General features: G+C 33.1%; 11 protein-coding genes. 8 read left to right on the top strand and 3 right to left on the bottom strand.

Annotated elements, in window-relative coordinates:
* Window positions 1-2: 2 nt before the first annotated feature.
* Window positions 3-698: a response regulator transcription factor gene (locus tag ACN0WI_RS10230; protein ID WP_417886675.1), complete on the top strand. Its 696-nt coding sequence runs from the start codon at window positions 3-5 to the stop codon at window positions 696-698.
* Between the two features lie 579 nt (window positions 699-1277).
* Window positions 1278-1967, top strand: a complete 690-nt coding sequence (locus ACN0WI_RS10225; protein WP_417886674.1) for a hypothetical protein — start codon at window positions 1278-1280, stop codon at window positions 1965-1967.
* 345 nt (window positions 1968-2312) lie between these two features.
* Here ACN0WI_RS10225 and rlmF read toward each other — a convergent pair whose 3' ends face one another.
* Complete coding sequence (gene rlmF, locus ACN0WI_RS10220; protein WP_417886672.1) at window positions 2313-3266, bottom strand: 23S rRNA (adenine(1618)-N(6))-methyltransferase RlmF; 954 nt, start codon at window positions 3264-3266, stop codon at window positions 2313-2315.
* Window positions 3267-3729: 463 nt separating this feature from the next.
* On the opposite strand from rlmF, the gene ACN0WI_RS10215 reads away from it, so the two are divergent.
* From ACN0WI_RS10215 to ACN0WI_RS10190, 6 genes are all read left to right on the top strand, one after another.
* Window positions 3730-4728 carry an NADP-dependent oxidoreductase gene (locus tag ACN0WI_RS10215; RefSeq protein WP_417886671.1) on the top strand — a complete coding sequence of 333 codons (999 nt, stop codon included), beginning with the start codon at window positions 3730-3732 and terminating at the stop codon, window positions 4726-4728.
* A gap of 932 nt (window positions 4729-5660) precedes the next feature.
* Window positions 5661-10655 carry a DUF4132 domain-containing protein gene (locus ACN0WI_RS10210; RefSeq protein ID WP_417886670.1) on the top strand — a complete coding sequence of 1665 codons (4995 nt, stop codon included), beginning with the start codon at window positions 5661-5663 and terminating at the stop codon, window positions 10653-10655.
* A 114-nt stretch (window positions 10656-10769) separates the two neighbouring features.
* Complete coding sequence (locus tag ACN0WI_RS10205; RefSeq protein ID WP_270061067.1) at window positions 10770-11183, top strand: hypothetical protein; 414 nt, start codon at window positions 10770-10772, stop codon at window positions 11181-11183.
* Between the two features lie 35 nt (window positions 11184-11218).
* Window positions 11219-11593: a hypothetical protein gene (locus ACN0WI_RS10200; RefSeq protein ID WP_417886669.1), complete on the top strand. Its 375-nt coding sequence runs from the start codon at window positions 11219-11221 to the stop codon at window positions 11591-11593.
* Between the two features lie 129 nt (window positions 11594-11722).
* Window positions 11723-14131: a hypothetical protein gene (locus ACN0WI_RS10195; protein ID WP_417886668.1), complete on the top strand. Its 2409-nt coding sequence runs from the start codon at window positions 11723-11725 to the stop codon at window positions 14129-14131.
* Window position 14132: 1 nt separating this feature from the next.
* Window positions 14133-14450 (top strand): hypothetical protein, encoded by a 318-nt coding sequence (locus ACN0WI_RS10190; RefSeq protein ID WP_417886667.1) that lies wholly within the window; start codon window positions 14133-14135, stop codon window positions 14448-14450.
* A 25-nt stretch (window positions 14451-14475) separates the two neighbouring features.
* On the opposite strand, the gene ACN0WI_RS10185 is transcribed toward ACN0WI_RS10190, so the two are convergent.
* Window positions 14476-15666, bottom strand: a complete 1191-nt coding sequence (locus ACN0WI_RS10185) for a hypothetical protein (RefSeq protein WP_417886666.1) — start codon at window positions 15664-15666, stop codon at window positions 14476-14478.
* A gap of 94 nt (window positions 15667-15760) precedes the next feature.
* On the bottom strand, window positions 15761-18151 hold the full coding sequence (locus ACN0WI_RS10180; RefSeq protein ID WP_417886665.1) for a WG repeat-containing protein: 2391 nt from the start codon (window positions 18149-18151) through the stop codon (window positions 15761-15763).
* Between the last annotated feature and the right edge of the window lie 329 nt (window positions 18152-18480).

Here is an 18480-nt window from a genome sequence, read left to right as displayed (position 1 = left end):
AAATGAAGTTATTTACCGAAAAAGACATATATAACCAGAATAAGCATTTCTCTTTTAGATTAAGAAATCTCTATCTAAAAAACAAAAAGGAGTTTTATTCAATTGAAGATTTTATACAACACCCCATCTATATAAATGATAGAGTAAATCATAACTATCATTTTTTTAGTAAATCGTTCTACAGTAAAGGAGAAGAAGTTGCAAAATTACGCGAATTAGGTAAACCCTATTTAAAAACCATATCTAACACTAAACTTTTAATCCAATCTGAACAGCTTGCTAAAAAGTTTCATTTAAAAAATGACTATAATGATGTCTGTACCTATTTACAATCTGTACAATTAAATGGAAAAATGACCTCTTATTTTACGAGTAAAATCTTGATTAATGATCAATTAACGTTGAATACTTCGCTTTTTCCTTCTGACTGCCAAATAATGAATAAAGTTTTTAAAGAGCTAATCCCCTCTGGCGAAGACAATTTAAATAATTGGTTGAGGTTTCAAACCTTAACCAAACGAGAAAAAGAAATACTGAAATTAATCGCAAATGATTACTCAACTAAAGCAATCAGTGATTTGTTGTTTCTTTCTGCACATTCGGTAAAAACACACCGGCGTAATATTTATAAAAAATTAGATATAAATAAAACTTCACAACTGGTTCGCATAGCAATTGCTATGGAATTACTTCAATAAATCACGATTTTTAAAATTACTCATATACTTTTTAAACACTGAATAAGATTTATCTTACGCATAATCGATGGTATTGTTTTGAATTCCTATTAGCCACTTTATATATCACTTTTTATTATTCAATTGAATTAAATTCTTACCCAATACAACAATCCGATCGTTTTAGTAAACACAAATCTCTTTTTAAAGCCTACAACAATATGGATTAAGTTTAAAATTTTGATTTTTAGACTTGTAAAATACCACTTTTGGAGTATTGTCTTCAGCCTATAGTTTTCGTTGCTTTATAAATAACAAATCAAAATTATTAATATTCTATACAGCTCTATCATTTTACTAATAATAAAGTCAGCTATTTAGCGATTAGCTAAATGAGAGCTAAGAATGTCTTTATTAATTGATCTATAATCAAAACCTAGAATTTGTATATGTTTTAGGGGAAATATAGAGTCAACAAGAATTACTTGATAGCTCTTAAATACACTGATATCCGGGTTTACTAACAGGATATCTAGTTTTTTTGATTCATATCACGATTTAGCAGCAATTAAAAACAAACATCTTAACTAACCATTAAAATTGAATATTATGAAACCAATCAAATTATTTCTTCCAATTTTATTTTTTATTGGATTAACATCAAATGCGCAAATAGACACAAAAACTTTTTCAAAAAAACACTCTTCATCGATTTCAAGAATTTCTTTATTTAAAAACGGAAAGGATGGACCAATAGCACCGAACATTCTTTGGTCACAATTTGATGCAACAAAAAGAAGTAGTGTAATTGCAATTATTCCTGACGGAAATGGAAGTATAAAATTGAGAGTTTTAGCAGAAAACACACCTGATGCAGCAATCGAAACTATTTCTAAAATAACAAATTCAATTGATTATAAAGAAATAAGTGCTGAATCAGCGGTTGAATTTTCTAAAAGTATCGCACAAATAAAGAGAAGTTCTGCCGTAGAAAATTTTAGGTCTATTTCATACAGAATTGCTGAATTAGTTAGTAATGATGGAACTTTAGACCCTGAAGTAAAAACTTTGATAGAAAAACTTATTGATGGTGCAATATCAACTTCAGAAGGTGACAATAATATTTCAATCGAGGAAAATAAAAGTCTGAAAATCAAATACGAGGCTAATCTTCAAGAGCAAAAAAATAAGACAATGGTTTTAGATGCTTTAAAAGCTCAATTGGATAAAGAAACTGACGAAGCAAAAAAGAAAGAAATTATTGATAAAATGGCTGAACTTGTAAAATAACTGGTGCTAACAATGCGTATAGCCAATTGCGGCTAAATACTTAATCGATATTAGATGTTTTTAGCAATATTTATTTTAAACAGACAAAATCTGGCTAATCAACCCGCAACTGTCCATACTCAAAAGCGTTGATAAATATAAATACCTGATAACGATTATTGATTTTTCGAGTTTTCAATTGGCATTTTGAAGAGGAACAGAATGCTGAAACCATTACAAGAAAATCTAAATTTATAAAAAAAGAAACAATAGAAAGAGACAGGGGTTTCAAAACTTTAATTTTAAAAGCATCTATAACTCAGCCTTGAGTTATGATGCTTAAATATACTTCTCAAATCATATCTTCTATCTCGTTGTTCTCCAAACTTTTTTCTCTTCCTCAGTTAAAAAAGTCCAAGCCACAATTCGGCTAGATTTATTACCGGTTCCCATAGGAATTGTTTTAATTTGTTGAACCTCAATTTTCTTTAAGGATCTATAAATTCCTTTAAGATTAGCTTGTTTAGAGACTAAGCTAGAAAACCAAAGACAGTTTTTAGAAAACTTTTTACTCTCTTTAATTATTTGGTCAATAAATTTATATTCTCCACCCTTATAAATAAGTTCATCGTTAATTCCCGCAAAATTAAGTGTGGGATTCTTTTCTTTTTTGCCCGATAAATTTTTTATTTTTCTTCGAGTTCCTTTGGCAGCATCTTCAGAAGAAGAATGAAAAGGAGGATTACATAGCGTAAAATCAATTTTTTCTTCTTCGCCGATGATGTCAGAGAAAATATGCTTCTTATTTCGCTGTAATCTGCACTCAATCTTATCTTTGAGCGCAGAATTAACATTGACAATATGCTTCGCTGAAGCTATCGATTTAGGATTAATATCAGATCCTATAAAATTCCAATGATATTCTGTAACGCCAATTATTGGGTAAATACAACTGGCGCCAACACCAATATCCAAACCAGTAATGTGATCGCCGGTAGGTATAGAGCCAAAATTATTTTCAGCTAATAAATCTGCAATGTGATGAATATAATCGGCCCTACCTGGAATTGGCGGACATAAGTTGTGATCGGGAAAGTCCCAGTTTTTAATTCCGTAATAATGATGTAGTAATGCTTTGTTGAGCACTTTTACGGCCACAGGATCTGAAAAATCGATTGAATTATCCCCATATTTATTAGGCCTTACATAATTTTCTAATTCGGGACTAGAAGTGACTAATGCAGCTAAATCATATCTTTTTCTGTTTTTATTTCGAGGGTGTAAGCTTGATTTTTCTTCTTGCTTTTTTGTTGATGACATGATTTTTATATGCTATTTAACGAGTTGCATTCGATTCCTAATTGCGCCTAACTTTAACTATTATTCTCGGATTGAATGCAATTTAGCAATTTTTCATTTCCCTTATGATTTCGATTTGTTCAATTTTTAGCTTAGCAATAAATTGAAAAAACCAAATCAAGAAAGAAAACATGTATCTCTCAATCAATTTTGAAATTTAAAAAAACAAACTTGTACTTAACTTTCATGAAGCGTTAAACCTTTTCTAAACCTTATTCCAAAACCTGATATTCTTTCTATATTGTTTAGGTTGAAGAAAAAGAGTCTAAGCTTAAAATAAGTTTTACTTTATTTCTTAAGATATTTTAAAAATAATAATAAATCAATACGCAGAAGTTTCAGAGGCGATTCTAATAAGAAAAAATTAGCGTTTTGGATTAACATTCTCTCTAAGATTCTGAAATCACTGCGAAAAAATAATTTTATGAAAGTATTACAAATTACCAAATACGGAGATATTAAAGACAGCTTGAAAATTGCTGAAGTAGATACGCCTAAAATTTCGGGTTCAGAAATACTGATCGCGGTAAAAGCTGCGGCAGCTAATCCCATCGATTATAAAATAGTTCAAGGTCACTTGAAGGATCTGCTTCAACTTGACCTTCCTACTGGAATCGGTTATGATGTAAGCGGAGAGGTTGTTAAAATAGGAAATGAAGTTCAAGATTTTAAAGTGGGTGATGAGGTTTTCAGTAGAGTTCCGCAAGAATACATGGGAACGGTAGCAGAATTTGTTGCTGTAGACAGCAAAGTGGTTGCTCATAAACCTGAGAATGTAACCTTTGAAAAAGCTGCTTCACTGCCGTTAACTGGACTTACCGCTATACAAGCTTTGGAAAAAGTAGGTTTAAAAGAAGGTGACCGAGTGTTAATACACGCAGGTTCTGGCGGAGTAGGAAGTTTTGCTATTCAATACGCAAAAGCTAAGGGAGCGATCGTGTATACCACAACCAGTAGCACCAACTTAGACTGGGTGAAAGCTTTAGGTTCCGACCGAGTAATCGATTATAAGAACGAGGATTACAAGGAGGTGGCCAACAACCTGGATGTCGTTTTCGATACCTTAGGTAATGATTATACTCATGAAGCTTTCGACATTATTAAGGAAGGCGGAAGCGTTACCACCATAGTAGGCCCACTAGATGCCGAATCCGCTAAACAGATGGGAATAGAGAATTACGAGTTACCTGAAAAACTAACTAAACTTATCCAAGAAAAATCAGCTAATTATAAGTATACCTGGATGCAACCAAATGGAGAACAATTGAAAGAGATTAAAGCTATGGTAGAAGATCGTACGATTAGACCTACTATCGATCTTGTGTATTCCTTTCAAAATGCCGTAAAAGCCTATGAATATTTAGCTACTGGAAGGGCTCAGGGAAAAATAATAATCAGCCTTGCTGAAACTTTCGACAACTAATAATTGGTTTTAAGATTATAAAAATCAGAATAAAAAGAGCTGAAGTGAAATTCAGCTCTTTATATTACAAACTGTTTTAGTTTAAAAAAGCATAACTCTAGTTTTTTAATCCTTTATTTTTCTCACTTAGAATATAAAAGAGTTTAAGGTACTGTATCAATAAGTAGATTATATTACAAACCGACTTTAATTACCTTTATTTAACTGGAAAATTTCATTTACTGTTTTATCAGAAACAATAGCTATTTTTAAAGCCAAAATAGTCGATGGAGTATATTTATTATTTTCTATTGAATTAATTGTTTAGTGAAAAACATTAACTTTTTTCGCTAAATCTTGCTGAATTAAATTCAAAATTGCCCGATCAACTTTTATAGAATTTTTCATTCGTTTATACGTTTTTTAGCCGCATAAAAGTTGATAAGATATAAAAAAAAATATAATTTACTGCGTAGGTAGAACTGAAAAACTAAATATTACCTGCTAAAAGTAACTCTAATAAGACATGAATTATAATTCCTTGAAAAAAGGATATAAATACAGAATTTAATATCAAAAACATTGTTATTTCATCTTCATTTTTTTCTTTCGATAGTCCTAAAATCAATAAACCTAAGGTTAAAATGAACTATCAAAAGAAATCTAAATAGGAATTTTATTCGATGAATTAACTATGTAAATAATAACTAATAAAGTAGATATTACCCACCCAATACTTTAAACAAAAATTTAATAATCTAAGTCTTTTTTAATTTCATATTCATTATACCTAGATGTAAATAAATTATGAGCATTTACGCTATTATAAAAATTTCTTCGTTAACATAGCTTACCAATTACTTTTATAAAATATCCCCAAAAACAGGGAGTAAATAAAGCAATAAGCTAGGTATCTTGCAGAAAATTAAACTCGATTCTAAAGATCATCGATTATGATACCTACAGAACAAGCCAATAAATACGTTTCCAGATTTAAGAAACCCACATTAAAAAAAGAAGATTTCAATCAGTTTTCTGAACCTTACCAAAAATTAGGTTGGGTACTTGCTCGAATACAAAAAGACAAATATAACTACTACTCTATTCATGATATATTAGATAGTTTCGAAGCACCTGAAACGATGAATCCTTGGTTTGATGAGGAAGGGATGAAGCTTGGTGTTTTATTGTTTGGAAAAATTCAGGCTCCTTATTTAGGCGTAATGTGGCAACTTATTGATTCTCTTCCCTACCAAAGCGGATATGCTAGAAAGGCTTTTCGCTGTAAACCCACCTTCGAGCTACTCGATAAAAAAATAAACCTATTTAGCCGGTTTTTAAGTATTAGCCGTTTAGGAATGGGCGGATTATCGTTACAAGAGCAATTACAGTACAGTACCTATTACGACCGCGGAAATAGCTATTTTTTTGCTGCTATTTTGGTACATAAACCAGAACTTGTAGATGAAGTTGTAGATGATATTATTCAGGGTGAAGACGAGATAGGCGGTGTAAGTCATGACCTTATTAAAGCTTTATTATTAACTCCTCTTCCCAAAAACTGGAATCTGGTAGGTAATTTATTACTAGCAGCACAGCGGCAAGAGGGCTTACGACAAACTATTTTAGAATGTTTAGACGAAACTAATCTAGCTGCGCTTCAATACATTATAAATCTAGTTTTAGATAATGATTTAGCTCGTTTTAGCAGTGTGGTTCGTGCTATAAATGTTTGGTTTGGCTTTAATTGGGAAGCTCCTAAAAAAACTACGGTAAATCGAATTTTAGAAATCGCTAAAAAACTAATAGCCGACCTTAGTACTGTAGATGAATATATTAATAGTAAAGATAATCTTGAAGTTTACGTTGCGCTCTGGGCTGTAGGAATTAGAGATGTAGATATAGCCAACCAAAAAGCCTTAAATCTAGTTTACCAAACAGAAAATAGGGATAAAAAATTACTCGCGCTTTATTTTGTATCAAAAACCAATCGGACTAATTATACTATTGTAGATTACTTTAAAAAAGAGTTAGGGAACGATCCGGCTATCGATCATTGGATGATTTTAAATTTGCCACAAATTGAATTAGACACCGATACTTTTAAGCGAATTTATGAAGTTGCTCAAGCTGTAGATAACGGTAAATCACAAAAAATAGGCAAAATATTTTCGTGGTATGATTTTCAACCTTCATCAGAATCGTTTTACAACTTTCTAATCAAAAATGCTAACGAAGAACAATTAGCCTTACTTTCTGATGATATAGATAATTTACCTTCTCTACATAGGGAAAATTACATTCGTAAAGTTTTCCCAAACAGTCATCGATATTATTGGGGCAAAAAAAATGTACCAAATCCGCAAGCAAATTACGATTACGAGCGAGGTTCTTGGAAAAGAAATTTAGCACATCAAGCCATAAAAAACCGTAACGAAACCGTGATGGCTACCGGTATTCAATTATTTTATGTGATGCCACTATATGAAGAAGAGTTAATGCTAACCGAAGAATTGCTAAGTAGAAAAAGCAAAACTTTACGTTCTGCTTTAATAGAATTAGTGGTTCATCAACCGGAACAAACTTTACAAACCACTACCCTTAATTTAATAGAAGCTAAAAATGTAAATCAGCGTTTAGCAGGGCTAGAAATTTTATCGATTTTAGATAACGATCAAAAATATCCTGAATTTATAACAGAACAAATTGAACGGTATAAAGAACGCCCTAAACACACCAAAAACGAACAAGTTTTTTTAGACAAGTTTAACCAATCTGAAAATGCAAATACCTTTAGTAATGGCTTTGGCGCGGTAGATTATAGTAATTTAAGTTCGCTTTATATACCACAATCAAAATTTGAAAATAAACCCAACTTTTTTGATAAACTGGGTATCGTTACTTCAGCCGGTAAAAGCTTTAAATTAAAAGCTTTTGTAAATGCCGAAAAAATAATAATTGAAGTAAATAAATTGATTATGTTAATCGATAATCAGCGTAATTATGAATATGAACGAGAAGGCTATCAGGGAGAAACTGTTACTACATTATTAGGACATGGAATTCACGATATTAAACAACTAGAAGACCCTACTCCTTTAGAAGAATTGCACAACATACCGTTAGCCGAACTTTGGATAAAATGGTATGAACATAGCCAACTTAACGATTATGAAATGTATATGGCTATACGTTTTATAGCTACTGCTGGCAATTCTTATGGCACTTATGGTAAGCTTATTCCCTTTGTTAAACAGTACATTCCTAACTTAGAAAAATTGGCTATAGACCATAATCCGCGTTCATATTACGGAAAAAATCAATGGTATTTAAGAGTTCTAAATAGGCTTTTCAGTGCTTATAAAGATCTGCCTAATATGATTAATTTCAAATTAGATCTTTTAGAAGATGTAATTGCTAATTTTCCGGAAGAATATAAAAAAACAGGCTTTAAACAAAACAGCTATTCCATACAATCTTCCAATTGGACGATTATTGCTTCTCATCTTATTGGATCCCTAAATGAAAATGAATTAGAAAATGCAAACCTAGATCAACTAAAAAAATATTGGGATTTGCATCTGTACCTAACTGCTCAGTATTTAGGCCATCCTAAACCGGTTTCACAACTTCGAGATGTAGCTTCACAGAAAGTTAAAAACGCTAGTGATATGCCTAGCCCCGATATAGCAACCACCATTAAATTACATCAAAAAAATATAATTAATGATGACGATCTCTTATTTCAAGCGCTATATTCTAGAGAATTAATGTCTATTATAGACGGTGGTTTAAATTACCGAGTACGTAGTGGCAAAATACCTAAAAACCCTATTCCGCCACAGGTGTTTTTACCGCTAAAAACTAATTTATTACAAATAGAATTAGAGCGTGGAGATTTAGCCACCGAGGCTTCAGATTATATTGCCCATATACAAACAGTAGCGGGCACTCATTATGTATTTGAAATTTTACAGCGCTTAGGTAAAGAATCTTTTGAACGTGGTTACAGCTATTATGGAGATAGTAAAAAATCTAAATTTAGCGCAATCCTTAGAAAAAGTGTTCCTAAAGAATCAGAAAGTTATGCCGATTTTGTAGCACTTGCCGATGAAGCGAAAATCCCTAAAAAACGCTTAATCGAATTGGCGTGTTACGCCACGCAATGGGCAGGTTATGTAGGAGAATATCTAGGCTTAGAAAAATTAGAAGATGCCGTTTGGTGGTTTCAAGCGCATGTTTCAGATTATATGACTAGCGAAAAAGAAACAATCATTTCCAGGTATTCTAACATTCCAAAATCCGATTTTGCCATTGGCGCTATCGATATTGATTGGTTCAATAAAGTGTATAAAGATTTAGGAAAATCGAATTGGAAGCTTTTACACGATGCCGCCAAATATATTTCTGACGGAAATGGCCACCGCCAAGTTAAATTGTATTCTAGTGTGATGCTAGGCGAAGTAAAAATTACCGAAACGCTTAAGAAAGTAAAAGAAAAAAGAGACAAAGATTATGTGCGTGCTTTAGGCTTAATTCCGCTTAGTAAAACCGTACCCGAAAAAGATTTATTAAAACGCTACAATCTGTTGCAACAATTTTTAAAAGAAAGCAAGCAATTTGGAGCGCAGCGTCAAGAAAGCGAAAAATTAGCCGTAGAAATTGCATTAGACAATTTATCTAGAAACGCCGGCTATCAAGACCGTGTACGTTTCAGTTGGGCCATGGAAGCAAAAGCTACGCAAGAAATTATGGAAAATGCAAGCCTAACGCTCGATGAAACCGAATTAAAATTGGTGATTAATGAGTTAGGTAAAGCAAGTATTCAAGTAACCAAAGCGGGCAAACCGCTTAAAAATATTCCGGCAAAATACCGCAAAGAAAAATCGGTTGTTCAATTAAAAGAACATAAAACCTATTTAGCACAGCAATACAAAAGAACGCGTTTATCTTTAGAAAATGCAATGGTAAACGAAGATCAATTTACCGCAGCAGAAATTCATAAGCTTATGCGGCATCCTATTGTAAAAGCGATGCTCAATCAATTGGTATTATTTTCTCCGGAAAAAGAAATTAGCGGTTTTTATCATGAAGCTACTTTAACCGATGTTTCTGGTAAAAAACATGCATTAGCAGAAGAAGACGTGTTAGTGATTGCCCATCCTTCTCACCTTTTCCAAACCGTAGAATGGGATATATACCAAAAACATCTTTTTGCTGAGCGCATCGTACAACCTTTTAAACAGGTATTTAGAGAGTTGTATGTAGTTACCGAAGAAGAACGCGAAACCGGTTATAGATCAAAACGCTACGAAGGGCATCAAATTCAACCCAACAAAACTGTAGCCTTATTACGCAGCCGGGGCTGGACGGTTAACCACGATGAAGGTCTACAAAAAGTATATCATCAACGCGGATTTATGGCGACTATGTATGCCATGGCCGACTGGTATTCGCCTTCAGATGTAGAAGCGCCAACTTTAGAAGAAGTTTGTTTCCACTCGTTAACCGATTATCAACCTATTCCGCTTAGCGAAATTCCGCCGGTAGTATTTAGCGAAATTATGCGCGATATCGATTTGGTGGTTAGTGTTGCTCACGTGGGTGGTGTAGATCCGGAAGCCAGCCACAGCACCATGGAAATGCGCGCAGCTCTAGCCAAAGAATCTGCCAAACTCTTTAAACTTGATAATATTGAAGTTAAAAATCGACATATTCTCATTAAAGGAAAACTTGGCGAATACAGCATTCATTTAGGTAGTGCGCAGGTCAGCAAAAACGGATTAGCGCTTTCCATCTTGCCGGTTCACAGTCAGCATCGTGGCCGTATGTTTTTACCTTTTGTAGATGACGATCCTAAAACTGCCGAGCTTATTTCTAAAATGAAACTGCTTGCCGAAGACCATAAAATACAAGATCCAACCATTTTGGCGCAAATCAATAATTAAAATTAGCATTAGGGCGTTCCCCACTCTCGTGGGGCGCGCTTTCTGTTACAAGTCCGCGTGCTATCGCACTGTGGGCTTTTCACGACAATCGCTAACGCAAAAGTTACGTTAACTATGCAACTCACGTTACAATTAAAAAGATTAGGTAAAAAAAAGGTAAAAAAAATACCGTTCACCTTAGCAGAAACCCCACAAACCTTGGAAGACTTACTTATTGGTTGTGTAAAAAATCAGGTAGAAGCATTCAATAAAAAACGCTTAGAAGTGAATGTGATTGGTTTTTTAAGCCCGTCAGAAATTCAAAATCAAGCCCAAAGCGGTAAAGTAGATTTTGGCGAGTTAGCCAATAAAAATTTAGCTAACGAGCAAGAAGCTATCGATAATGTACTCATCGCATTTAAAGACGGATTATTTCTGGTCTTCATCGATGATGAAGAAGTTACTGATTTGCAAACGCCGCTGCAGCTTACTTCAGAAAGTGTTGTGGCCTTTATAAGAATGACGTTTTTAGTCGGCACGTATTGGTAAATCAAAAAATATATAATTCAAAATATAAATAAATCATGCAAATTTTAGATAAAAGTATAAATGATGACGTACAAAATTTAATGGTCGATATATTTGAAAGCTTAAGTTCAAATTCATCCGAAATTCAACCTAGCGAATTACTCGCTACCCAACCTAAACTGGAAGAAGTTTTTAAACTGGTTAAACCAACGGGGTTTTATGAGCTAGACGATCATTTAGATTTAGCCAAAGCTATTGCCATAGAAACTGAAAACGAAAATCCAGAAGACGAAATAATGCATACTTGGGTAACAATGGTTTCTAATTTAAATCAAGCTACTTCTCAAAAAGAATTTAATACCCGGTTTGCGCTATTTACTCCGTTTATTCTAAAAAAAATGATTGCTTACAAACTTTCCAAAAACGAGTAAACTACCTCGGGGCAAGCCCACGACGAGGTATTCATTGGAAACAAATTTTCAATTTTAAGGCAAGTCCCGGGATATTAAACCCTTTGGCGGTGCCAATAAAATAATTCCCTACTGAAACATAAAATTGCTATGAAATTTAGTCTTAACCATATAGATTCCTACTACAAACATCTTCAAGAAAAAAGTAACTATCCACAGGATAGCCTTTATGAACTTTTCATAATAGGTAAACTCTACAGAAATAAAGAAGTTGCAGAAGAAATTTCAGAAATCTTAACCAAGCATGGTAGCAAAGCACAAATCAAAGCTTTTAAAACCCGCAATAAGCTTCCTGAAAAATTAGATAATACCGGAAAAATTATCAGCACTCTGGTACATTTTGCATCTATAGATTCAGATTTTCCTATTGGCAAGCTATACAATATGCTGGGGTATACACGCTTCTTTTTAAGTGAAGAAAGCGTTGCTAAAAAAATCAGTAAAGTCCCTTCTATTATTTTACGACTTCAAGGCATAACTGCCTTACACATAACCAATGTATTTGCGAGTGGCATCCCAGAAGAGTTTGGTACGCTAAGCGCGATAAAGACGCTTGACATTAAGGGACCGTATAAAGTACTCCCTGATTCTTTCAGTAACTTTAAGGACTTAGAAATCATATCGCTAAAAACCCCATATTTAAAACAGTTTCCAGAATATTTCAGTCAATTAAAGCAACTTAAGGAGCTTACTATTGATCAGGCTAAAGAAGGAGAAACGGTAACCTTAGAAATGCCAACCGACTTGCAGCAACTGAGCAACCTTGAAACTTTAAAACTAGAAGGCTTAACCACTACAAATATTGATCAATTAAAACTTCCAACTTCTATCAAAATATTGGAATTAGAAGATTTAGAAAATTTAAAAAACTTACCAGATCTTTCTTCCTTGAAAGAATTAGAAGAAATAGAGGTTTTTGATTGTCCTAATCTTTCCAAAATTCCCGATAACATCCATCACTTAAAAACACTAAAAAAAGTACAGTTTAGGTATTTGCCCAAAATTAAAGAAGTTGATGATACCTGTGTATTTATGTCAAATATAGGTGTTATCCAATTAGATGATTCAATAAAAATCGTATATACTGGTGCAGCTCTACAGGTTTCTAAATTGATGCTCTATCGAGCAAACTACCTGGCTTATATACTACAACATCCTGAAAGCTTTCCGAATTTAAAGGAAATAGAACTTTATCGAATTAAAGAATTTTCTAACTATCCTTCAGGTTTTGAAAGTTTACCAGCGTTAGAAACTATTGCTTGTTTTGGAGTGGATGAATATGATTCATTATTGACAAATATTGATGCTTGCCCAAACTTATCTACTCTAAAAATATGGAATTCTGATATAGAAAAGTTGCCTGAACACCTAAAGAATATAGACCTGCTCGACTCTTTAGAAATTCAACGATGTCCTAACTTAGTTATTGAAAGTGATAAACTTCCTCAAAAGATTAATAACCTCTACATTCTAAGTATTAAGGAACTTGTTCCCGGAGAAAAATTAATACAAACTGAAAAAGCTTTATTTCAAACGCTAAGCATCACTAATATGGTGGGATTTTTTAGTAAGATTGTTGCCGCTAGCTTAGATATATCTTTATATAATGAAACATCAGACCCTACAACAGATTATTCGTCCTATTTTCCTAAGCCAGAATACTTGAAAAAACTACAGGTTATTTGGTCAACAGCAGCTATAAAAGATATTTTAAAACACTGTCCTCAATTAGAAAAACTGTTTATAGAAAATCAAAAAGAAAGCGAAGCTGCACTTAATGTGCACCCTGCTGCTCAATTACAAGGATTAGAATTAGGCTATTATAAAGCGCAAAATGTAAAAGAATTGCTTCAGCAGATGCCTAATTTACAAGCGCTCTCAATTGAAAACAACCAGGTTATAGAAGATTTTCCTGCAGTACAGCTTCCTCATTTAGAAAAGCTTTCCCTATCGCGTACAAAGGTATCATCGTTAACAGCCTTAGAGGCTCCCAAACTAAAAGATTTAGAGGTTACGTTATGTTACTCTTTTGATAAAAAGGCTTATGCTCAACTTAATCAATTTACAGCTTTACAGCGCCTTCATTTAATGGGCGTAGGCGATGATATTACAACAATACCAGAAAGTTTAACCAGCTTGGATCTTATTGATTTTAATCCACATCATAAAATTGAGAAACTCCCGGAGTATGTTAAAGAGTTTTCTAATTTAGAAACCCTCTATTTGGAAAGGATACATTTTGTCGATTTCCCTAAATGGATTGCTGATTTAAAACATCTACAGTATTTAGGAATTAATGGTTGTACGTTTGAACATGCTATTCCTGAATATTTTCAGAAACTAAAATTGAAGGAGGTGAAATACTTTATTTCTAAATTTAGTGGTAGTAACATATCATCTAAAACCTATCAAAATTTGATCACTCCCAATTACACGAAAATCAAAAAAGAGTTCAGTCATAAAAAGCTTTCCTTCCTTTTTAGTGCCGATTACTATTAAGATGAAAAAAGAGTTAGCTCACTTAATATGCAATATGCACAGCTGCTGGTCTAAATTGCTCGTAGAAAAAGAGCTGGGTAATTATGCGCCAAGTATTTGGCAGGTAAAACTGGCTGCAGAAGCACTTAGGATCAATGAGACGAACAAAACTTTTCAGTTTAAAAATGCCAAATTCTCTTTTGATGTAAAAATAGAAGAAACCTATAATACCGGAATGAATTATATAAAAACCATTCCGGTTTCTGGAAAAGGAACGTATACTATAACTGAAAAAGATCAAGTATTGAAAATCTTAGATATAGTGTTCACTAACTATTGAATATCATATCTATCTTCAAGTATCTTTATTCTTTCTGAAGTTTAAAAAGCTGTTGTCGATCTATAGGAAAGTATCTAGTTTCTTGAAATCTTGGATAAGACGGCATCGGGGATAATGGTGGGTATAAACGCTCTGGAAGTGTTAGCTTTAAAGTAACTTTCCCCTCGTAAAGGGAATGAATTTTATCTTCATCGGTAACATAAATAGGCTTTTCAACCCAGGTTTCTACCTGACCATAATTGGGTTGCACCAATAGCTGATTGTAATTTGGATCTTTAAGTGAAAAACTATAACTATGCGCTTCTTTTTCACCAATAGCTATCCACAAGCTATCTCCTTTTTTTAGTTGTAAAGAGCGAACACTATCGTTTTCTTTTTTAAACTTTTCAAAAGAAATAAAAGTAGATTCGTCAAAACGTTTACCACTTTTTACGCGTATGTTTTTAGAGTCGAGTTTTCTAAAGTAGATCACCAGTTGTTTTCCTTCAATACCTCCCGAATGAGCTCCGTAAAGTTTTATTTCATCTTGATCAGCACTGGTGGTTGCATAAGCCGTATCGTTTTTCACCGTAAATGTTCCTTTAAAATACCGTACAGGACCATTTTCTGTAACAGGTGAAAATAAAAATCGTTTTCTTTTAGCACTCAACGCTAAAATTACTGGAGAATCAGTTTCGTCATTTTTAAAAAAACCGTGGTATTTCCCGAATTTTTTTCGTTCTTCATTCAATTTTTTAAAGCGTTTTTGTGCTTTTTCTTTTTGTTTTTCTAATTGGCTATTTTTTTCTGCAATTACGTTAGAATAATCTATGGGTTGCGCCAATTCTTCTGCTACTTCTTGAGATAAACTATATTCAGAACGCTTAAATATTTTAGGTTTAGAATAACTTTTATTATTAAGTTTCGTAACACTTAAATCTCCCGATAAGCTTAAAACAGCCTCTAATTGATCTAGGGTTTTATTATCTGGCATAGGATCTAGTGTTAATACTATTGTATCACCTTTGGTAGTCCATTTTCCTCTAAAATCGGTATTTCTAGCACCATATACTTGTTGCCAAGAAAATCGATGCGAAGCCAAAATATGGATTTGTTCGGCAAGCTCCATCTCACTATGCGTGTAAGATCCCACAAACTCTTTGTTTTGAGCAGTGCTAAAGGCACTATAAAAAATAAGAGAAAAGAGCATTATAGTTTTAATCTGTTTAAAAAGCATGTTTTTATTTTTTGTGGTTTTTAGTTTAGCATTATTTATAAAGCCAAAGAACTAATTTCTTGGTATAAAAATACACCCTGTTTTCAGTGATTTTCTATTGAAACAAAATCAAATCCTTGGCTTTTATAGGTACTATGGTTCCATCTTCATTCATAAATTTCCAGACGCCTTCGCGCTCAAAAGGTACCGGAAACTTAAAGCTCATTTCTTGTGTACGACTATTGAAACGGCCGTAAATCCCAATGATATACAAGGGTTTTAATAGTTCTCTTCCATCAGCGGTAATAACGCCGTAGCGGTTATTCTTGATGGTTAAAAAGCCATTTCCGTTTTCTTCAGGATACACCTTATCAAAATGAGGAGGAACTAGAATTTTTCCTTCAAAAGATGCAAAACCCTCTAGCATTTTTCCTGTAGCTTTATCTTCTTTTAACAACAGGAGATAGCGCTCGAATTCAAGAATTGGATAGAATAGAGTTTCTTTTGTATCGTAAACTACTGGAACAATAAGTTTTCCATCTGCATTGGCATACCCAAATTTTAATTGATTGGCGCTATCTTTTTGAATTACGATAAAATTTCCATTTTTCAATTGCTGAATTTTCGAATAACCCTTGTTAAGTAAAAGCTTTTTTCGTTTATAATCATACAGATACATTTTTTCGTTTTTTTGAACGCTCCATAAGGAAGTACTGTCATTTAAAATCACTTTTGTAAAAGGAAGTTTTTCTTTTTTATGATCTTCAACCGAATAGCTGTAATACAAACTGTCTCTCTTGTGCAGTAAAAATGTAGATGCATCCAATGCTTCGATCTCCGCATAGTTTACCGGAAGTACTTCTTTACCTTCCTCATCCATAAGACCTACTTGCATTTGATTATTCCCGACATCTTTTACTACTTTTATAAGCTTAGGTTGATCTCTAAAAACCTGTATAGATTCATACTTTATCGGTAGGATTAACGTATCTTCTTTTAAATCATAAAGACCTTGATCACCATAATTCTCTTTTCTTACAAGCATTTTTTGATGTGGCAGAAATCTAAAATCAACATAATTATCAGCAATCATAGTATGGGTATTTAGATTGTAAAATTTAGTCTTTCCGTCTTTCTCTAAGCTAATTAATCCTTTGCTTTTGGCTCTAGAAACATAAGGAGTGCGCTGCTCGTTGCTTAAAAACTTGATTTTATTATATTCTGGGCGAATAAGTTTACCGGTTTTTGGAAAGTAAAACCCATATTTCTCATTGGCTGTTAGTTTAAAAATAGATTCAGTTTTATTCTCGGCAGTCTCCATATCAATTATGATAATCTCATCATAATCATAAGGTAATACTTCTTTATTCTCCTGATTAAGTACACCAACTTTACGGTTTTTTCTACTAATAAAATAATGACCTTGCACGCGTAATTGGCTTTTATAACTTGGCGGAATTATAACCTTGCCCAACGTATCTATAATTCCAAATTTTTCATCTTTTTTAATCGATAAATAAGGCCCCGATTGAAAGCTTGAGTACGAATTATAAATTCCTGAATATTCAAAAGGAATGACTTCTTCTCCCTTGCGGTTAATCACGCCATAATAACGTTGATTATCTATGGTTTTTGCGGCTATTAAATGTCCGTTTTCAATCTGAAAGCTATCATACTCAGGGGCTGCAAATTCTTTTTGCTGCGGAATATTTATAATTACGTTTTTTCCTTCTTTTCTAAATGCTGCAACCCACTCGTCACTTCGCATATTTGAATGGATGTGTTCATAATTAAAAGGCACCAACACTTCATTCTTTAGATTGATAACGCCCCATTTTCCATTTTTTTCAGCATAAAAATAATCGGACTTCTTCCCACAACCACTGCAGTAATCAAAATCATCATATTCAAAAGGGATGATCACCTTTTCTTTTTCAGCATCATAAATACCCCATTTTTCATTTTTCTTTACATCAAAAAAGCGAGGAGAGATGATCTGAACCGTATCGTATTTTAATGGAACCAATAACTTACCCCAAGAATCTGCATAAGTCATTTTTCCATCTCTTTCTATTTTTAAATAGCGATCGTATAGAAATTCGATTCTATCATATTTTGGTTGCAATACCCATTCTGCTAAATCATTCAACATTCCATAGTTTCCGTTATCAACCTGCACAATGCGCATTATTTTTTCTTCATTTCGATAAGACCTCACCATTCCATTATTAGCAGCGGAAACACTGTCTAATGGATGAAATTCTTGTAGTAAATTTTTAAAAGCTCGTTTTCCGTTTGTTCTGATAAAATAACTGCTACTGTCTTTTTCTACCCGTGCGATACCTTGAAAAAAACGAGAGCTTTTATCGAATGCTACTGTATCGGTAAAGGTTTTAGCATTATTTATCGCTTTATAGGATACGTTTTTAGCACTATCACAAGCATTTAAAAACAATAGTACAACTAGTAAGAAAATGGAGTAATTAAGATTTGGGATACTTTTCATTTTTTTATTCTTTCTATCATTGGTACTAAAAACCGTACTCAAAACAAGCAACCGGGCGTATAGCATGATCGCGATGGGTAAACGATACTATACGGCCTCATCTTATTGTACCTTTTTTCTTTTGGTCGATTTTAGTAGTTACAGCCAACATAAGACTGCTGTTATTTTTTTCAATTATAACTCAAACCCAAAAGAACTGATTTTCTAAAATTAAATACCCCCTGTTTTCAGGGTTTATGAATTTTTTAAGAAGTACTTGTATTCAAAAATAATTAAAATGAATCTTAAATTTCACGGAATACTGGTATAAATTCAACAGTCCTAATACG

It is taken from the genome of Zunongwangia sp. (genome assembly GCF_048269745.1).
In the GTDB taxonomy this organism is placed as follows: Bacteria; Bacteroidota; Bacteroidia; order Flavobacteriales; family Flavobacteriaceae; genus Zunongwangia.
Note: the sequence above shows the minus strand (reverse complement) of the source record. Positions and strands in the feature narration are given on the sequence as shown.